General features: G+C 72.1%; 15 protein-coding genes. 6 read left to right on the top strand and 9 right to left on the bottom strand.

The features are described 5' to 3' along the window. The first annotated feature begins 115 nt into the window (after positions 1–115). Positions 116–2,131 carry an ATP-dependent zinc metalloprotease FtsH gene (ftsH, locus tag SMA5143A_RS26490; protein WP_107465347.1) on the top strand — a complete coding sequence of 672 codons (2,016 nt, stop codon included), beginning with the start codon at positions 116–118 and terminating at the stop codon, positions 2,129–2,131. Positions 2,132–2,310: 179 nt separating this feature from the next. Continuing rightward, entirely contained in the window at positions 2,311–2,916 is a 606-nt protein-coding gene (gene folE, locus SMA5143A_RS26485; RefSeq protein ID WP_107465346.1) for a GTP cyclohydrolase I FolE, read from the top strand. A gap of 383 nt (positions 2,917–3,299) precedes the next feature. Here folE and SMA5143A_RS26480 read toward each other — a convergent pair whose 3' ends face one another. From SMA5143A_RS26480 to SMA5143A_RS26455, 6 genes are all read right to left on the bottom strand, one after another. Beyond that, positions 3,300–3,785: a DUF3180 domain-containing protein gene (locus SMA5143A_RS26480; protein ID WP_099967036.1), complete on the bottom strand. Its 486-nt coding sequence runs from the start codon at positions 3,783–3,785 to the stop codon at positions 3,300–3,302. 120 nt (positions 3,786–3,905) lie between these two features. Further along, positions 3,906–4,517 (bottom strand): 2-amino-4-hydroxy-6-hydroxymethyldihydropteridine diphosphokinase, encoded by a 612-nt coding sequence (gene folK / locus SMA5143A_RS26475; protein ID WP_107465345.1) that lies wholly within the window; start codon positions 4,515–4,517, stop codon positions 3,906–3,908. Further along, positions 4,514–4,873 (bottom strand): dihydroneopterin aldolase, encoded by a 360-nt coding sequence (gene folB / locus SMA5143A_RS26470; RefSeq protein ID WP_055522859.1) that lies wholly within the window; start codon positions 4,871–4,873, stop codon positions 4,514–4,516. The genes folK and folB overlap by 4 nt, the downstream gene beginning before the upstream one ends. 245 nt (positions 4,874–5,118) lie before the next feature. Next, on the bottom strand, positions 5,119–5,622 hold the full coding sequence (locus tag SMA5143A_RS26465; RefSeq protein WP_055522857.1) for a nuclear transport factor 2 family protein: 504 nt from the start codon (positions 5,620–5,622) through the stop codon (positions 5,119–5,121). Then, the gene (folP, locus tag SMA5143A_RS26460; RefSeq protein WP_107465344.1) at positions 5,619–6,485 is read right to left on the bottom strand and encodes a dihydropteroate synthase; all 867 of its coding nucleotides are present in this window, start codon (positions 6,483–6,485) and stop codon (positions 5,619–5,621) included. The genes SMA5143A_RS26465 and folP overlap by 4 nt, the downstream gene beginning before the upstream one ends. A gap of 167 nt (positions 6,486–6,652) precedes the next feature. Then, positions 6,653–8,497 (bottom strand): phosphatidylglycerol lysyltransferase domain-containing protein, encoded by a 1,845-nt coding sequence (locus tag SMA5143A_RS26455; RefSeq protein ID WP_107465343.1) that lies wholly within the window; start codon positions 8,495–8,497, stop codon positions 6,653–6,655. 192 nt (positions 8,498–8,689) lie between these two features. Between SMA5143A_RS26455 and SMA5143A_RS26450 the strand changes: the two genes are divergently transcribed. Together SMA5143A_RS26450 and SMA5143A_RS26445 are read left to right on the top strand one after the other, a co-directional pair. Then, on the top strand, positions 8,690–9,814 hold the full coding sequence (locus SMA5143A_RS26450) for an alpha/beta hydrolase (RefSeq protein WP_107465342.1): 1,125 nt from the start codon (positions 8,690–8,692) through the stop codon (positions 9,812–9,814). A gap of 283 nt (positions 9,815–10,097) precedes the next feature. Then, complete coding sequence (locus SMA5143A_RS26445) at positions 10,098–12,128, top strand: hypothetical protein (protein ID WP_258193762.1); 2,031 nt, start codon at positions 10,098–10,100, stop codon at positions 12,126–12,128. Between the two features lie 122 nt (positions 12,129–12,250). On the opposite strand, the gene SMA5143A_RS26440 is transcribed toward SMA5143A_RS26445, so the two are convergent. Both SMA5143A_RS26440 and SMA5143A_RS26435 read right to left on the bottom strand, forming a co-directional pair. After that, the gene (locus SMA5143A_RS26440; RefSeq protein ID WP_107465379.1) at positions 12,251–13,693 is read right to left on the bottom strand and encodes a PH domain-containing protein; all 1,443 of its coding nucleotides are present in this window, start codon (positions 13,691–13,693) and stop codon (positions 12,251–12,253) included. Positions 13,694–13,722: 29 nt separating this feature from the next. Continuing rightward, the gene (locus SMA5143A_RS26435; RefSeq protein ID WP_107465340.1) at positions 13,723–14,229 is read right to left on the bottom strand and encodes a PH domain-containing protein; all 507 of its coding nucleotides are present in this window, start codon (positions 14,227–14,229) and stop codon (positions 13,723–13,725) included. 31 nt (positions 14,230–14,260) lie between these two features. On the opposite strand from SMA5143A_RS26435, the gene SMA5143A_RS26430 reads away from it, so the two are divergent. Then, a complete protein-coding gene (locus SMA5143A_RS26430; protein ID WP_063791502.1) occupies positions 14,261–15,421 on the top strand; it encodes an NADH-quinone oxidoreductase subunit D in 1,161 nt (386 codons plus the stop codon). A gap of 13 nt (positions 15,422–15,434) precedes the next feature. On the opposite strand, the gene SMA5143A_RS26425 is transcribed toward SMA5143A_RS26430, so the two are convergent. Further along, positions 15,435–16,544 carry an SAM-dependent methyltransferase gene (locus SMA5143A_RS26425; protein ID WP_107465339.1) on the bottom strand — a complete coding sequence of 370 codons (1,110 nt, stop codon included), beginning with the start codon at positions 16,542–16,544 and terminating at the stop codon, positions 15,435–15,437. A gap of 136 nt (positions 16,545–16,680) precedes the next feature. On the opposite strand from SMA5143A_RS26425, the gene SMA5143A_RS26420 reads away from it, so the two are divergent. Continuing rightward, on the top strand, positions 16,681–17,883 hold the full coding sequence (locus tag SMA5143A_RS26420) for a sensor histidine kinase (RefSeq protein ID WP_107465338.1): 1,203 nt from the start codon (positions 16,681–16,683) through the stop codon (positions 17,881–17,883). The last annotated feature ends 26 nt before the right edge of the window (positions 17,884–17,909 follow it).

Here is a 17,909-nt window from a genome sequence, read left to right as displayed (position 1 = left end):
CGGGGTGCCATCGGTCCTACGCGGCTTCGGGTGACAATGCTGGGGTACCGTCCGAAGAACAGTCTTTATCAAACTCACTATGGCAGGAGGGACGGGGCGGCACCGCTCCGTATGGATGGACGTGAAGCGATACTTCCGTGGGCCAGTCATGTGGATCGTGCTGGCCGTCCTTGCCGTGGTCGTGTTGATGCAGGTCGTCGGCTCGTCCGGCGGCTACAAGACGGTGGACACCGGCCAGGTCGTCCAGGCGATCAATGACAACAAGGTCCAAGAGGCCAAGCTGACCACCGGCGAAGAGCAGCTCCTGAAGGTGCAGCTCAAGGACGGCGAGAAGATCGAGGGCAGCTCGAAGATCCAGGCGAGCTACATCGGCGACCAGGGCGTCACCCTCGCCAACACCCTGCAGGACAAGTACGCGAACAAGCAGATCCCCGACGGCTACACGGTCTCCCCGACCAAGCAGAACGCTTTCGTCGGCATCCTGCTGTCCCTGCTCCCCTTCGTCCTGATCGTCGTGGTCTTCCTGTTCCTGATGAACCAGATGCAGGGCGGCGGCTCCCGGGTGATGAACTTCGGGAAGTCCAAGGCCAAGCTCATCACCAAGGACACCCCGAAGACCACCTTCGCCGACGTCGCCGGCGCGGACGAGGCCGTCGAGGAACTCCACGAGATCAAGGAATTCCTCCAGGAGCCGGCCAAGTTCCAGGCCGTCGGCGCCAAGATCCCCAAGGGCGTCCTGCTCTACGGCCCGCCCGGCACCGGCAAGACGCTCCTCGCGCGCGCCGTCGCAGGCGAGGCGGGCGTCCCCTTCTACTCGATCTCCGGTTCCGACTTCGTCGAGATGTTCGTCGGCGTCGGTGCCTCCCGTGTCCGCGACCTCTTCGAGCAGGCCAAGGCGAACGCCCCGGCGATCGTCTTCGTCGACGAGATCGACGCGGTCGGCCGCCACCGCGGCGCCGGCCTCGGCGGCGGACACGACGAGCGCGAGCAGACCCTGAACCAGCTCCTCGTCGAGATGGACGGCTTCGACGTCAAGGGCGGCGTGATCCTCATCGCCGCGACGAACCGCCCCGACATCCTCGACCCGGCGCTGCTGCGCCCCGGCCGCTTCGACCGGCAGATCGCCGTCGACCGCCCGGACATGCAGGGCCGTCTGGAGATCCTCAAGGTCCACCAGAAGGGCAAGCCGGTCGCGCCCGACGTCGACCTGTCCGCCGTCGCGCGCCGCACCCCCGGCATGACGGGTGCCGATCTCTCCAACGTCCTGAACGAGGCCGCCCTGCTGACGGCCCGCAGCGACAAGAAGCTGATCGACAACCAGATGCTGGACGAGGCGATCGACCGCGTGGTCGCGGGCCCGCAGAAGCGGACCCGGATCATGTCGGACAAGGAGAAGAAGATCACCGCGTACCACGAGGGCGGCCACGCCCTGGTCGCGGCGGCCTCCCCGAACTCCGACCCGGTTCACAAGATCACGATCCTGTCCCGGGGCCGCGCCCTCGGCTACACGATGGTCCTGCCGGACGAGGACAAGTACTCGACCACCCGCAACGAGATGCTCGACCAGCTCGGCTACATGCTGGGCGGCCGCGCCGCCGAGGAACTGGTCTTCCACGACCCGACCACCGGCGCCGCGAACGACATCGAGAAGGCCACCAACCTGGCCCGCGCGATGGTCACCCAGTACGGCATGACCGAGCGTCTCGGCGCCATCAAGTTCGGCGGCGACAACACCGAGCCGTTCCTCGGCCGTGAGATGGCTCACCAGCGCGACTACTCGGAAGAGGTCGCCGCGCTCGTGGACGAAGAGGTCAAGAAGCTCATCGAGAACGCGCACAACGAGGCCTGGGAGATCCTGGTCGAGAACCGCGACGTCCTCGACAACCTGGTGCTCCAGCTGCTGGAGAAGGAGACGCTGGGCAAGGAGCAGATCGCCGAGATCTTCGCCCCCATCGTCAAGCGTCCGCCCCGGCCCGCCTGGACCGGCTCCTCCCGCCGCACCCCCTCCACCCGTCCGCCGGTGCTCTCCCCCAAGGAGCTGGCACTGACGAACGGCGCCAACGGCGCGACGCCGGCGATCACCGCCAAGTCCACCGTCGAGGCGACCCCGGAGGAGCGTCCCGAGAGCTGACGCCCCGCCGATGAGATCCGGCCACCGGGAGCCACCGCTCCCGGCCGCGGCCGCCTCACCAGGCCCGGAATGGATGCCGCGCCCCCCTGGTTTTAGCCTGGGGGGCGCGGCATTGTCGTATGGCCGTAAACAGACGCGTCAGCCGCACGCGTCACAGGCTTGCAGGAGCGAGGCACCACATGACCGACCCCGTGACGCTGGACGGCGAGGGCGCCATCGGCGAGTTCGACGAGAAGCGCGCCGAGAACGCCGTACGAGAGCTGCTGATCGCGGTCGGGGAGGACCCGGACCGGGAGGGGCTCAGGGAGACGCCGGCGCGGGTGGCGCGGGCGTACAAGGAGCTTCTGGCAGGGCTCCGGCAGGCGCCCGAGGACGTCTTGACGACGACGTTCGACCTGGGGCACGACGAGATGATCCTTGTGAAGGACATTGAAATCGTATCTTTGTGCGAGCATCATCTGCTGCCGTTCCATGGTGTCGCTCACATCGGATACATCCCGGCCGAGACGGGGAAAATCACCGGGCTGTCGAAGCTCGCGCGGCTCGTCGAGGTGTTCGCCCGCCGACCGCAGGTGCAGGAACGACTCACCACGCAGATCGCCGATTCGCTCGTGAGGATCCTCGAGGCGCGGGGTGCCATCGTGGTCATCGAGGCGGAGCACATGTGTATGTCGGTGCGTGGCATCCGCAAGCCGGGTGCCAAGACCACGACGTCGGCGGTGCGGGGCCAGCTTCGGGATGCCACGACCCGCGCTGAGGCGATGAGCCTGATACTGGCACGCTGACCGGATGGTCAGTGCTGCCTGCTGCCCGATACGGTCCACCCAGCAGTGGAGAACATCCCTGATGGGGGGACCGCACGGGCCAGGGCTGCCCAGCCGGCAGACGGTGAACGCCGTCGGTGGACGCCTGAGGGCGTGTGACGTACGGGTGGGAGCACGTCTCCGGGCGCTGGGCGGGCACCGCACGGTGCGGGTGGTCCCGTCGTACCCGGCCGATCTGTTTCTCGAAGAGCTCGCCCAGGTCGTCGGAGCGAGATTCACACCCCGCCCGCACGGCCGGCCTCGCGCCTGGTGGTGGCCGACAGTCGGCCGTCACGGGGCACTTTCACAGCCCCCGGCTTCCTGGTCAACGGTCACGCGGCCCGGCAGCCCTGGTGATCCGATCCCTAGGCGGCCCGCGCCGCGCCCCCGTTGGTGTCGTCGTCCTCCGGGAGCTTGCACACGCGCTCCAGGAAGAAGGCGGCCACTATGACGCCGATGCCCGCGAGGACGGAGAAACCGGCGTAGATGGCCTGGTCGCGGCGGGCCGGTACGTCCAGGTGCTCCAGGAGGAAGACGCCCACACCGCCGTAGATCCCGCAGACGAGGGCGGCGACGAGGGCGCTGGCCTGGCCGAAGACGACGGCGCGGGCCGCCATCAGGGGGTCGACCCCCTTGGCGTCGGGCTGCCGCTCCCGCTGGGCCTTGAGCCGGCTGCGGATGGAGAGCGCGGTGGCGGTGAGGACGGCGGCGATCAGGGCGAGGACGATGGGCGCGGCCAGCGGCACGCTCGGCAGTGTGCCCACGGAGTACCAGAGCCGGGCCCCGGCCCAGGACAGCACCCCCGCCACGACGAACACCGTGGCCAGCGTCCTGATGCGCAGCTCTTTCACGATGCCCTTTCGACGAGTCCGGTGGTCCACGGACACCGGGAGCGCAGGCGTCGGACGGTCGGTCCGATCCCTGGTCCCGGCGGCGTCGGGTGACGATCCCGACCCGGTAGACCTTAACGACTACTCGGGCAGGTGGAGTTCCAGGTCGGCGCGGGGCGACACGCCTTCACGGGTGAGATCGTCGAGGATCGCGGCCACCGGGCCGCGGCCGACGAGCAGTGCCTCCGGCTCGACGTCGTGCCAGGGCGCGATAACGAAGGCCCGTTCGTGCGCGCGCGGGTGCGGCAGGGTCAGGACCGGGTCGTCGGAGATCACGTCGGCGTAGGCGACGATGTCCACGTCCAGCGTGCGCGGCCCCCACCGCTCGTCGCGGACCCGGTGGAAGGCCTCCTCGACGGCCTGCGCCCGCTCCAGGAGGGACGACGGGGGCAGCGTGGTCTTCAGGACGACGACCGCGTTGAGGTACGAGGGCTGGCTGCCCGGTGTGACACCCCACGGCTCCGTCTCGTACACCGGCGACACGGCTTTGACGCGCACGCCGGGTGTGTCCTCCAGCGCGTCGATGGCGCCCTGGAGGTTCTCCAGGCGGTTGCCCAGGTTGGAGCCGAGGGAGATCACGGCGCGCCGGGGGTTCTGGAGGGTCGTGTCGGCCTCGTCCACCGTGCGCACCACGGAGGCGGGCACCGGCTGGACGGTCGGGTCGCTCTGACCCCCGGTGAAGAACGCGGTCATACTCGGCTCCGGGTGATGGTGACGGTCACGTCGTCGAAGGGAACGGTGATCGGGGCGTTCGGCTTGTGGACGCTCACCTCGACCTCCTGGACCCCCTCGTGCCCCAGACACGCCCGGGCGATGCGCTCCGCGAGGGTCTCGATCAGATTCACCGGCTCGCCCTCGACGATGCCCACGACCTCCTCCGCCACGATCCCGTAGTGCACGGTCTTCGTGAGGTCGTCGTCGGCCGCGGCCGGCCGGGTGTCCAGGCCCAGCGTGAGGTCCACGACGAAGGTCTGGCCCTCCTCGCGTTCGTGCGGGAACACTCCGTGGTACCCGCGGGCCTTCAGGCCGCGCAGCGCGACACGATCCACGCGAATCACTCCTGCAATCGTCGGTATCGGCCGGGTCCTCCGGGTGCGGTCGGCACACCGGCCACCTCGAATCTACCTGCGGGCACTGACAGCGCCTGCCCGGGGAAGGCCGTGCCCACTCCCCGGGGGAAGGGTTCACCGGGCGTTTCCCGCAGGGAACACGATGGCTCACGGGTCGGGCGCCGCCCATACCCGGACGGCCGTGTTCCCCGTCACGTCACGGCCCGTCCGGCGGCGCCCACGGCTCAGGAGGGTGACTCCTCGCCCTCGTCGTCGGCGGATTCGGTGAGGACGGGAGAGGCGTGGTGCGACCAGAGCCGCCAGCCGTCGGCCGTACGGCGGAACACGTTGGTGGCGACGACGAGCTGCCCGACGAGCGGCCCCAGTTCGTCGCTGCCGTCCGGGGCGGGCGCCCCGCTGAGGATGTTCTCGGTGCAGGTCACGAGCGCGGTGTCCCCGGTGACGGAGACATGCACGTCAGTGAGGAAGAACTGGATGTACTCGGTGTTCGCCATGATCAGCGCGTACGACCGCAGCACCTCGCCGCGGCCGGTGAGCACCGGCCAGCCGGGGTGCACGCAGGAGATCACGCCGGTCTCGGCGGGGTCGTGGTACTCCTCGTCCACGCCCAGGTCGGCGGGGTCCAGCCAGAGCGAGGAGAGCGTCTCGAAGTCGCCCTGCTCCATCGCCTCGTAGAAGGCCGTGTTGGCCAGTTCGACCTGTTCGACGTCGGTGTGGGCCGAGCTCACCGCTCCCGGGCTCCTTCGATCGCGCGGGCGACGCGGACGGCGTCGGCGGTGGCGCGCACCTCGTGCACGCGGACGGCCCAGGCGCCCTGCTGGGCGGCGAGGGCGGAGACGGCGGCGGTGGCCGCGTCGCGTTCCCGCGCGGGTGGCGGGGCGCCCTCGGGTCCGGCCAGCACCCGGCCGAGGAACCGCTTGCGGGAGGCGGCCACCAGCAGGGGGTGGCCGAGTCCGTGCAGCCGGTCGAGATGGGCGAGCAGGGCGAGATCGTGCTCGGCGTCCTTGGAGAAGCCGAGCCCGGGGTCGACGATGACGCGGTCGGGGGCGACACCGCCCTCCAGAACGGCCTCCACGCGCGCGTGGAGCTCGTCCACCACCTCGGAGACGACGTCCTCGTACACGCCCCTGACGTTGCCGCCCCCCAGGAAGCCGCGCCAGTGCATGACCACGAAGGGGGCGCCGGCGTCGGCGACGACCGGGATCATCGCGGGGTCGGCGAGACCGCCGCTGACGTCGTTGACGAGGGCGGCTCCGGCCGCGAGCGCCTGCTCGGCGACGGAGGCGCGCACGGTGTCCACGGAGACGGTGACACCCTCGGAGGCCAGGCCCCGTACGACGGGGACGACCCGCCGCAGCTCCTCGGTCTCGTCGACACGGGTGGCGCCGGGGCGGGTCGACTCACCGCCCACGTCGACCAGGTCGGCGCCCTGGGCGACCAGCTCCAGACCGTGCTTGACGGCCGCCGCGGTGTCGAACCAGCGGCCGCCGTCGGAGAAGGAGTCCGGGGTGACGTTCACGACGCCCATGACCGCGCAGCGGTCCCACAGAGGCATACCAGCCACTTGGCCGCGCCGGTTCAGCTTGCTCATGCGACAAGCCTAGGCCCCTTGTCGGGTGGCCGGTGCTCCGCCGTCCGGGGCAGGCGGCCGGACGGTCGAGGAGCCTCCTGGCCGCCGGACCGGGTTGCTCGACGACCTGAGCGAGAGCCCCTGGCACGGGGTAGTGGGGGCTCTCGCTCAGGTTGTTCGGGGGTGGGTCAGGTCGCCTGGGCGGTTCTTTCGTTGAGGTCGTGGTCCCGGCCGACGTGGGCGCAGGGGGCCGGGGGCCTCGGGCGGCGGCGCAGGACGCGGGGGAGGGCGAGGCTGACGAAGCCCTCGGCCTGCATGGCGGCCAGGCCGATGCGGGGCAGGTCGCGCGAGGTGGCGTAGACGACGAAGCGGGGCTCCCAGCGCGGGCGGAACTTGGCGTTGAACTTGTACAGCGACTCGATCTGGAACCAGCGGGAGAGGAAGACGAGCAGGCCGCGCCAGGCGCGCAGGACGGGGCCGGCGCCGATCTTCTCGCCGCGGGCCAGGGCGGCGCGGAACATCGCGAAGTTCAGCGAGACGCGCTGGACGCCCAGGCGGGGGGCCGCTTCGAGGGCCGCGACGATGAGGAGTTCGTTCATGCCGGGGTCGGCGGAGCGGTCGCGGCGCATCAGGTCGAGGGAGGCGCCGTCGGGGCCCCAGGGCACGAAGTGGAGTACGGCCTTCAGGTCGCCGTAGGGGCCGGGGGTCTCGTCGGCCTTGTGGGCGGTGGCGATCAGGCAGTCGCCGTCGTCCGGGTCGCCGATGCGGCCGAGGGCCATGGAGAAGCCGCGTTCGGTGTCGGTGCCCCGCCAGTCCTCGGCGGCGCGGCGGACGCGGTCCAGTTCCGCCTCGCCTAGGTCACGGACGCGCCGCACCCGGGTTTCGTAACCCAGGCGCTCGATGCGCTTCACCATTTGACGCACGTTGCGCATCGCGCGTCCGGCGAGGGAGAAATCCGCGACGTCCACCACCGCCTCGTCGCCCAGTTCCAGGGCGTCGAGGCCGGTCTCGCGGGTCCACACCTCGGCGCCGGTCTCGGAGCAGCCCATGACGGCGGGGGTCCAGGAGTGGGCCTTGGCCTCGTCCATGAAGCGTTCGATGGCGCCGGGCCAGGCCTCGACGTCGCCGATCGGGTCGCCGCTGGCGAGCATCACCCCGGAGACGACCCGGTAGGTCACCGCCGCCTTGCCGCTCGGTGAGAACACGACCGCCTTGTCGCGGCGGAGCGCGAAGTGGCCGAGGGAGTCACGGCCCCCGTGCCGGGCCAGCAGGGCACGCAGCCGGGACTCGTCGTCGGAGGTGAGGCGGGCCGCCGGGTGCTCCGGGCGGAAGGCGAGGTAGATGGTGGTGACGGCGGTCAGCAGGCCGAGGGCGCCGAGCGAGTAGGCGACCGTCCAGGAGGTGTTGCCGGCGTAGACGACGGGTCCCTCGAAGCCGAAGAGGCCGTAGATGACGTGTTCGAGGCGGTCGGCGAGGCTCGGGTCGCCCACCATGTGCTGGGCGTGGGCGCTGACGACGAGCAGGCCGAGGAGGATCGAGCCGGTGCCCATCAGCATGAAGTTGGCGAGTGCCCGCCAGCGGCTGGTGGGGTCGGGCAGGGCGCGGAACTCGTCGCGGTGGCGCAGCAGCGGGACGAGCAGCGCCAGGGAGACGAGGACGCCGACGACCGAGTGCCGGTAGGTGAACTGCGCGATCGCCCCGGCCGGCAGGAGCACGACGGCCGCGCGCCAGGCCCGGCGCTTGCGTCGCCGCAGTCCGTGGGCGAGCAGCAGCAGGAGGACCCCGGCGCTCAGCGACAGCGCCGCGGCGAACGGGCCGAGGGCACCCGGCAGCACCTCCGCCAGCGCATGCATACGGCTGTGCCGGAAGCGGGGGAACACGCCGGCGGCGATGTCCACGAGTCCGACGAGCGTGCTGGCCCTGGCGACCAGCGCGGGCACCGCCTCGGGGCGCGGCCCGCGCAGCAGGCCGCGTACGCGCCGAGCGGCGCTCAGCGGGTCGCGGCCCGAACGGACCGGAACCCCACCCGACATTTCCCCATCTGTCCTGACAGACATCGCATCCCGTAGTTCCGCGAGTGATCTTGGACCCGGCGCCTTTCCGGCATCCGGCGACATTGCGCCCTCTAGGACGTCGGCTCGGCCACGTCGGTTCACTCTCCATCGGAAAGCTGAACCAAAGGGCAGGGAAAGACAGGGAAAGAAAGAACGGCGGGGGACAACCCGATGAGTCTTACGAGCAACATGCTGCTGGTGCTGGCGGTGACGTCGGCCGTGCTGCTGTTCGTCGGCACGGTCTGGCTGTGGCCGCGCCTGGCGCGGCGGGGCTGGCGGCCCGTGTGCGGACGGATCGGGGCGCTGCTGGCCACGCAGGTCGCCGTCTTCGCGGCGATCGGCCTCACCGCGAACCAGGCCTTCGGGTTCTACGCCAGCTGGGCCGACCTCTTCGGACGGGAGACCGCGCAGGGCGTCGTCGTCGACCACGACGACGCCGAGACCGGGGGCCCGTTGCGGGTCCTCGGCACCCGGCCGGTGAGCGTGAAGGGCGGCGGCGGGCCCGAGGTCGGCGGACAGATCCAGAAGGTCGAGATCGTCGGCCGCACCTCACGGATCGCCAGCCCGGCGTACGTCTATCTGCCGCCGGAGTACTTCCAGCCCCGGTACCGCACCCGCAGCTTCCCGGCGGCCGTCGTCCTCACCGGCTACCCGGGCACCGCCGAGGCGCTCATCAAGGGCCTGCACTTCCCGCAGACCGCCCACACGCTGGCCCGCGAGGGCAAGGCGCAGCCGATGATCCTGGTCATGATGCGGCCGACCGTGGCGCCGCCGCGCGACACCGAGTGCGTGGACGTCCCGGGCGGCCCGCAGGCCGAGACGTTCTTCGCGCGGGATCTGCCGGACGCGGTCGGCCACCACTACAGGGTCGGCAGGAGGCCCGGCAGTTGGGGCGTCATCGGCGACTCCACCGGCGGGTACTGCGCACTGAAGCTCGCCGTCCACCACCCGGGGACGTACGCCGCCGGCGCGGGACTCTCGCCGTACTACAAGGCGCCGATCGACCCGACCACGGGTGATCTCTTCCGGGGGAACAAGACGCTGCGGAACGAGGCCGATCTGTTCTGGTACCTCAAGCACCGGCCGGCGCCCGACACCTCTCTCCTCGTCACCAGCAGCAAACAGGGAGAGGTCAACTACAAGGCCACTCTGGACTTCATCGCCTTGGCCGAGGAGAAGCAGCCGACGCGGATCTCGTCGATCATCCTCGACAGCGGCGGGCACAACTTCAACACGTGGCGGCGGGAGATTCCGGCGACCCTCCAGTGGATCAGCGGACGGCTCAGCGACCGGTGAGGAGCGGGGTCCCGGGCCGGTCGGCAATGCGGTGGGAGCCGGGGGATCGGCGGGATCCCCGGGATCGGTGGAATCCATGGAATTGCGCGGGTGGCGAAAGAGCGTGATGTGGCCAAGGCCTATCTGGAATGACGGGAGTTGATCGAGTAGAGGAGCCGCCGGTGAGCGCAATGGTGCCCCGGTGGTGAGGGAGCTTGTGAGGGCTTGTGAGAGGTGAGAGGGGCGGCTGAGTTTTTACGGCCCGGGGCACCATGATTCGCCTACGCGCGGTAAGTTTCTGGCCATGCCACGTGGACGTCACCGCCATTCACCGCCTCTGCACAGGCTGCTGCCCCCCACGGCGATCGCAGGCGTCTCGCTCGTCTGCGCCCTCGGGCCCTGGGTGTTCTCCGGGCCGGCGGTGCTCCGGGTCCTCGCGGCGCTCGCCGCGGCCACCGCGGCCGTGGGCGCCGCGGTCATGCGCCGCTGGGACGTCGAGGCGGGCAAACGCGTCGCCGACCTCACGCGCGCGCGGGCGAGCGACGAGTGGCGCCACGAGGAGCGGGTCGCGGAACTGGAGACGGACCTGGAGGAGTCCCGCGAGCTGCGCACCAAGCTGGAGCACAAGCTGCGCGCCAAGCGGGCCGAGTTGGCGAACCTCCGCAACGAACACGCCGCGCTGCTGCGCCGGTACGCCACCGCCGAGACCGAGCGGGCGAGCGCCCTGGAGGGCCGCCGCCTGCTGGAGATCGAGACGACCGCCCCGGAGGGGGCACGGGAACTGACGACCGGTGGCGAGGGCGCGGAGAGCTCGGGGAACGCCTCCGCCGCGGTCGGTGCGGGGGCCTCGTCCGGTACGGCCGGCGCGGGCGCCGCGTCCGGGATCGTGGGTGCGGCGCGGGGCCGTGCCGCCGCGCAGGCTTCGCCGGTGCCGCCGCAGGGGGTTCCCGCGGCGGGCACTCCCTGGGGGTCGCGCGGGGCCGGAGCCGGTGCCGAGGGCGCCGACCACGCCGGCGATGACGCCGAGGACTTCGGTGACTTCGATGACGTCGAGGACACCGAGGACGTCGAGAGCGCCGAGGACGTGCCGGGCGAGGGCGGTAAGCCCGCGGCCGGGGTGTTCTCCCCGGCCGGTTCCGCGCTGTGGCTGCGGGCGAACTCGGCGCTGGAGCGGATCATCACCCAGCGGGGTGCGGCGCAGGGAGCGGGGCGGGGCCTGGGCGAGGAAGTCGCCGGGGCCGGAGCCGGGCCCGGAGCCGGGGCCGGGGCGGACACCGGGGTCATGGCTGTGGAGGCGGAGGCCGAGGGCCAGGACCGCACCGAGGAGCAGACCGAGACCGGAGCCGAGTCCCGGGCCGAGGCCGGGGCGTCGGCGGAGGCGGAGGGCGGTGCCGATGTGGCCGGCGCCGGCGCCGCCGACGATGTCGCAGCCGAGGCTGAGGCCGACGGCGAGGGTGACGGCGTGGCGGAGGCCGAGGCGGACGCGGCCGAGGCTGAGGGCCAAAAGGAGGGCGACGGCGAGGGCGAGGACCAGACCGCGGCTCAGGCTGAGGCTGCCGTCGAGCCCGTCGAGCCCGTCGAGCCCGTCGAGCCCGTCCAGCCCTTCGAGTCCGGCGAGTCCTTCGAGTCCGGCGCGGCCGGGCAGCCGGGGGAGTCCGGCGACTCGGGCGATGAGCGGGTGTCCGGCGGCGACGCGCCCGGCGGCGGGTCCGTGGACGAGCCCGTTCGGGCGCTGTCCGTGAACGATGGTTCCGGCAAGGGCGGTTCGCCGGAGGACGATCCGGACGGGCCGAACGGCGGTGGTACCCGGCAGGGACGTTCCGCCGAAAGTGACGCGGCGGCGGAGCGGGTTCCGGTCGTGACCGCCGAGGAGGACGATCCGGCGGGGAAGCCGGGGGCGGTCGACGAGCATGAGCACGCGGCCGCCCAGCCCGTACCGGTGGCCCCCGTTCCGGCCGCGCCCGTGCCCGCGCAGTCTGAGTTGTCGCTGGAGCCCGTGCGGCCCGCGCTGCCCGCGGTGCGGCCGGCCGGTCACTTCACGGTGCCGACCGCCGTGGCCGTCGTCCCGGCGGCGCCGCAGCGGCGGACGGCCGTCGAGGGCGGGTTCGACTTCTTCGGTACGCAGAAGGAGGCGGACGTGATCGAGGCCGTGCAGAACGAGGACCTCGCCGACGTGGTCGGGCAGGAGGCCCTCGCGCTGCACAAGGCCGAGTCCGAGGCGCAGTTCAAGCGCAGGGACGAGGCGGCCCGTGGGGTGGGCCAGGTCATCGACCTCACGGCCCACGACGAGACGGAGCAGATCGACCTCCAGGGGCTGCGGACGGCGGCTTCCTGACGCCACCGGGGTTCAGCCCCGCCCCGTCACGCCGGTCAACACCGGCCGGGAACACCGAGGCCGCCCATGCCACGCGCTGGGCGGCCTCGGTGTTCCCGGCGTTCGTGGTCCGTCCCGGATCCCTACGCCATCCACCTGTCCGGCAGCGCCTCCCGCCGTCCCGTTCGGGAGCGTTCGGCCTGTGCGTGCAGGAGCGCGGCGGCCTCGGTGGCGTCGCGGAGGCGGGCGGTCACCGTCTTGTTCGCGCCGGTGTCGACATGGACGTCGGCGACGTGCCTGAACCGCTCCCAGGGCCCCTGCGCCAGCCGTACGCTCTGGACCTTCGCGTGCGGCACCAGGGCCAACTGTCTGCGGAGCAGTCCCTGCCGGGCGGCGAACACCGTGTCGGTGACGGCGAGCCCGTACCCCTTCCACCACAGCGGCACGCACCACCGGGCCCGTGCCGGAGGCCGTACGAGCGCCGCCGGGTCCGGCACCTGCGCCCCCGGCAGCACCCGGGCGATCACCGACTCGGCGACCTCGCGCGGGGCGACCGGGACGAGCACGGAGTTCGAGGACCCGGCCACGTCCAGTTCGACCCGTACCCATCCGCGCCGCCGCCACAGCAGCGGTTCCACGATGCGTACGGTCTGCACGCGGCCGGGCGGCACCGTCTCGTGCGTGCGGTCGAGGAGCCCGTGGTCGATACGGAGGCCGTCCGGGGACTCGCCCACCGTCCAGTCGTACTCGCCGACGAACCGCCCCACACTGCTCGCCCCGGCCGCGCCGAGCAGCGGCAGCGCGGTCGCGAGGACCGTCCACAGGCTCTCCGTGGCGATCCACAGCACCGAGGGCACGACGACCGCCGCCAGCAGGGTCCCCCAGGTGGCGCCGGTGAGCACCAGGGAGACGGCCAGGACGCCCGGCGGGACCTTCAGCAGCTGCCGTTCCGGCGCCTCGCCCACGTCCTGCGCGGTGTCGGGGGCGAACCCGGCGGCGCGGGCGAGGAGTTCGGCGCGCAGCGCGCGGGCGGTGCCCTCGCCGAGGTACGCCAGCTCGTCCTTCTTGTCGGTCCCGACGACGTCGAGCCGGAGTTTCGCGACGCCCGCGATCCGGGCCAGCAGGGGGCGGGTGACGTCGACGGCCTGGATGCGTTCGAGGCGGATGTGCGCGGTCCGGCGGAACAGCAGGCCGGTACGGATGCGCAGTTCGCTCTCGGTCACCGCGAAGTGGGTGAACCACCAGGTCAGGAAGCCGTACAGGGCTGCGGCCGGCACCAGCACGGCCAGCCCGATCAGGAGGGTGGACGGATCCAGCCGGGTGAGCGAGCGCTGCGCCCCGTCGGGATCGTGCACCGCCCAGCCGATGACCACCGCCACCGGCGCCCAGGCCCGCCGCAGCGGCGTCACGGGATGCAGCCGCTGCTCCACGACGGCCGCCGGCCCGCCGGAGATCTCCGCGCCCACGTCCGCCTGATGTTCGGCAGCGGTGGCCCGCAGGCCCTCGGCAGCCGTGCCGTGTTCCGCCGCCGTCCGGTGCTCGGCTGCCGTCCGCTCTTCCGGTGTCGTGTTCCTCGTGGTGCTCATGGCGTCGTCGGCGCCCGGCGTCGGCACGGTCACAGCCCCGCCGATCGGGCCTCGCCCAGTTGGGTCAGCCGGTCGCGGAGGCGTTCCGCCTCCTCGGGGTCGAGGCCGGGGATGCGGGCGTCGGTGGCGGCAGCGGCCGTGTGGAGCTGCACGCTCGCCAGCCCGAAGTGCCGTTCCACCGGTCCGGACGTCACCTCGACCAACTGCATGCGCCCGTACGGCACGACGGTCTCCTCACGCCACAGCACCCCCCGGCTGATCAGCAGGTCGTCGGCCCGTTCGGCATACCGCCAGGAGCGCCAGTTGCGCCCCAGCACCGGCCAGCCCCACAGCAGCAGACCCAGCGGCAGCAGCGCGAACGCCGCCCAGCCGGGCCCCGCCAGCCAGCCCAGCAGTACACCCGTACCGATGGTGATCGGGCCCAGCCACACCACCAGCAGCAGTCGTCTCATCCGAAGCAGCCCGCGCGGCAGTCCCGTCCACACCGGCTCACCCTGCGCCCGCTCGGCGCCGTCCTCCACGGTCCCCGTCTCCATCCCGCCAGCGTACGTACGACAGACTGTGTCCATGACTCCTCCGACGGAGACCAGACAGACGACGGTCGGTATCGGCGGTGCCGCCGAGAGCACGGACATGGTGCTGAACATCGGACCGCAGCACCCGTCCACGCACGGTGTGCTGCGCCTCAGGCTCGTCCTCGACGGCGAGCGCATCACGCACGCGGAGCCGGTGATCGGCTATATGCACCGCGGCGCGGAGAAGCTGTTCGAGGCGCGCGACTACCGCCAGATCATCATGCTCGCCAACCGCCACGACTGGCTCTCCGCCTTCTCGAACGAGCTGGGCGTCGTCCTCGGCGTCGAACGCATGCTCGGGATGGAGGTGCCGGAGCGCGCGGTGTGGATGCGGACGCTCCTCGCCGAGCTGAACCGGGTCCTGAACCATCTGATGTTCCTCGGCTCGTACCCGCTGGAGCTCGGCGGCATCACCGCCGTGTTCTACGCGTTCCGGGAGCGCGAGGAGCTCCAGAACGTCATGGAGGAGATCTCCGGCGGGCGCATGCACTACATGTTCAACCGCGTCGGCGGCCTCAAGGAGGACCTCCCGGCCGGCTGGACCGCACGCGCGCGTGCCGCCGTCGCGGACGTCCGCTCCCGCATGGGCGTCTTCGACGACCTGGTCCTCGGCAACGAGATCTTCCGGGGCCGCACGCGGGACGTGGGCGTCCTGTCCGCGGAGGCCGTGCACGCGTACGGGGTGAGCGGGCCGATCGCCCGCGCGTCCGGTGTCGACTTCGACCTGCGGCGCGACGAGCCGTATCTGGCGTACGGGGAGCTCCAGGACGTCCTCAAGGTCGTCACCCGTGACGAGGGCGACTGCCTCGCCCGCTTCGAGTGCCTGCTGGAGCAGACCCATGTCTCCCTCGCCCTCGCCGACGCCTGCCTGGACCGGCTCGCCGAACTGCCGCCCGGACCGATCAACCAGCGCCTGCCCAAGGTCCTCAAGGCGCCCGAGGGCCACACCTACGCCTGGACCGAGAACCCCCTCGGCATCAACGGCTACTACCTCGTCAGTAAGGGCGAGAAGACGCCGTACCGGCTGAAGCTGCGCTCGGCGTCCTACAACAACATCCAGGCCCTCACCGAGCTGCTGCCGGGGACCCTGGTGGCCGACATGGTGGCGATCCTGGGCTCGATGTTCTTCGTGGTGGGCGACATCGACAAGTAGGCATCCGACCCGTCTACTCCGTGTCGTGCCCCCTGCCGTGCTCCGTGCCGCCCTCCCCGAGCGGGTGGGGGAGTCCTCGGGGGATCCCCACCGGCTGGATCAGCCAGCCGAAGTCGCCCAGCCCGCCCGGCGAGGTGAGTTCGGCGGCCTCGCCGGCGCCCGCGAGGGCGCGCACGTAGGCGGCGGGGTCCGTGGTCGCCAGGGACAGCGGCGGGCGCCCGGCGGTGACGCCGAGGGCCCGCAGCGCGTCCCGCTGGGTCAGCAGCCGCGCGCCCGGCAACGCGCAGGCGTCCAGGGCGACGTGCGCGGTGATGTCGCGGGAACCGTCCGGCACGGGCGCCGTCTCCCGGCCCTGACGGAAGCCGGTGAGCGTCCCGAAGGGCGGCCGGGCGTCCGCGAGGTGCGCGTAGTCGACGGCGACCGCGAGGCCCCGTTCCACGCCCGCGACGGCCGCGGCCCAGGCACGGTCCCGGGGCAGCCCGATCTCGGCCCGCAGCCCCTCCTCCCCGGCCACCGGCCACCACCGCTCCAGCCAGGCCGCCTCCTCGCCGCCGACCGGCTCACCGAGCCGTTCCCGGCCGTCCGCGCGGACGAGGACCAGCCGGGGCGTGCCCGCCGCGTCCACCTCCACCACGTCCACCGGCACGTTGTCCAGCCACTCGTTGGCGAACAGCAGCCCGGTGACCCGCTCCGGCGGCTCGGCGCACCACTCGATGCGGTGATCGAGGCCGTCCGGCCGGTCGGCGATCTCGACGGCGTACGCGCGCGTGCGGGCCGCCACCTCCGCGGGGAGCGCCGCCAGAACCCCGGTGCTCAGCTCGCCCCGGCCCGCGCCCATGTCCACGAACGCCAGTTCGCGGGGGTGCCCCAGCGCCGCGTCGACCCGGCGCAGCAGCCGTGCCACGGCGCCCGCGTAGAGCGCGGACGCGTGCACGGAGGTCCGGAAGTGCCCGGCGGGCCCCTCCGGCCGCCGGTAGAAGCCGTGGGTCCCGTACAGGGCCTCCTCGGTCGCGGCCCGCCACGGCAGCCAGGGGCCCGCCCCGCCGGGGGCGGGAGGCCGTGCCCCGTGCGCGTCCGGCGCGGCGGAGCGGCCGGCCTCCGCCGACCCGCGGTCGTGAACCACGCAACCCTCCCGAAGTCCCGGTGATCCCTCGCCGCCAGAGGCTATGCCGCCTCCACCTTGGGGAGTACTTGGCCCTGTCATGGATCGATCCTCCGGTTGACCCCGCTGTGCCGCGCGCTTCCCTACGCTGGGTTACGTGCAGCGCCTCTATGACTTCCTCCGCAGGCACCCGACATGGGTCGACGCCTTCTGGGCGTTCGTCCTGCTCGGGATGTCCGTGCTGGGCGGCCCGATCCACTCCGACTACACCGTGGGTGTGACCGATTCCGCGTTCGTGCCGATCACCCTGGCTCTGTGCCTGTCGGTCGCCCTGCGTCGGCGTATGCCGGAGAAGATGCTGGTGCTGGCCGCCCTCACGGGCTTCGCGCAGTTGGTCTTCGACGTGCCCATGATCCCGGCCGACTTCGCGATGCTGGTCGTCATCTACACGGTCGCGGCGAACGGCGCCCGCTGGGCCTCCCGGTTCGCCCTGGCCGGCGGGCTGTGCGCCGCGCCGCTGGCGCAGATGCGGTGGAACGACGCGCAGACGGGGATGCTGGGCAACGCCGTGCTCGCGATCATCCTCACCGTGCCGTTCGCCCTCGCCTGGGTGCTCGGCGACTCGCTGCGCACCCGCCGGGCGTACTTCGCGCAGCTGGAGGAGCGCGCCGCCCGCCTGGAGAAGGAGCGCGAGGCGCAGGCCAAGGTCGCGGTCGCCGCCGAGCGCGCCCGGATCGCCCGGGAACTGCACGACGTCGTCGCGCACAACGTGTCGGTGATGGTCGTCCAGGCCGACGGTGCCGCCTACGTCCTGGACGCCGCCCCCGACCAGGCGAAGAAGGCCCTGGAGACCATCTCCTCCACCGGCCGCCAGGCCCTCGCCGAGATGCGCCGCCTGCTGGGCGTCCTGCGCACCGGCGAGCACCAGGAGGTCGGCGAGTACGTGCCGCAGCCGGACGTCGAGCAGATCGACGACCTCGTGGAGCAGTGCCGTACCGCGGGCCTGCCCGTCGACTTCAAGATCGAGGGCACCCCGCGCCCGCTGCCCAGCGGTGTGGAGTTGACGGCGTACCGCATCGTCCAGGAGGCGCTGACCAACACCCGCAAGCACGGCGGCCCGAACGCGGGTGCGAGCGTCCGGCTGGTGTACTTCGACGACGGGCTCGGTCTGCTCGTCGAGGACGACGGCAAGGGTGCCCCGCACGAGTTGTACGAGGAGGGCGGCGTCGACGGTCAGGGGCACGGCCTGATCGGCATGCGTGAGCGCGTCGGTATGGTCGGCGGCACGCTCGACGCGGGCCCCCGGCCCGGTGGCGGCTTCCGTATCAGCGCCCTCCTGCCGCTCAAGCCCGCACACTGACATGGCCGTGCCACCGGCTGACACCT

The organism is Streptomyces sp. MA5143a (assembly GCF_900290235.1).
Classification (GTDB): Bacteria; Actinomycetota; Actinomycetes; order Streptomycetales; family Streptomycetaceae; genus Streptomyces.
This window is presented reverse-complemented; position numbering and strand designations above follow the sequence as displayed.

Excerpts from the sequence above, each read along its gene's own strand:
- ftsH (WP_107465347.1), top strand. The coding sequence starts at position 116 with ATGGACGTGAAGCGATACTTCCGTGGGCCAGTCATGTGGATCGTGCTG.
- folE (WP_107465346.1), top strand. The coding sequence starts at position 2,311 with ATGACCGACCCCGTGACGCTGGACGGCGAGGGCGCCATCGGCGAGTTC.
- folK (WP_107465345.1), bottom strand. The coding sequence starts at position 4,517 with ATGACCGCGTTCTTCACCGGGGGTCAGAGCGACCCGACCGTCCAGCCG.
- folP (WP_107465344.1), bottom strand. The coding sequence starts at position 6,485 with ATGAGCAAGCTGAACCGGCGCGGCCAAGTGGCTGGTATGCCTCTGTGG.
- SMA5143A_RS26455 (WP_107465343.1), bottom strand. The coding sequence starts at position 8,497 with ATGTCGGGTGGGGTTCCGGTCCGTTCGGGCCGCGACCCGCTGAGCGCC.
- SMA5143A_RS26450 (WP_107465342.1), top strand. The coding sequence starts at position 8,690 with ATGAGTCTTACGAGCAACATGCTGCTGGTGCTGGCGGTGACGTCGGCC.
- SMA5143A_RS26445 (WP_258193762.1), top strand. The coding sequence starts at position 10,098 with ATGCCACGTGGACGTCACCGCCATTCACCGCCTCTGCACAGGCTGCTG.
- SMA5143A_RS26440 (WP_107465379.1), bottom strand. The coding sequence starts at position 13,693 with ATGAGCACCACGAGGAACACGACACCGGAAGAGCGGACGGCAGCCGAG.
- SMA5143A_RS26435 (WP_107465340.1), bottom strand. The coding sequence starts at position 14,229 with ATGGAGACGGGGACCGTGGAGGACGGCGCCGAGCGGGCGCAGGGTGAG.
- SMA5143A_RS26430 (WP_063791502.1), top strand. The coding sequence starts at position 14,261 with ATGACTCCTCCGACGGAGACCAGACAGACGACGGTCGGTATCGGCGGT.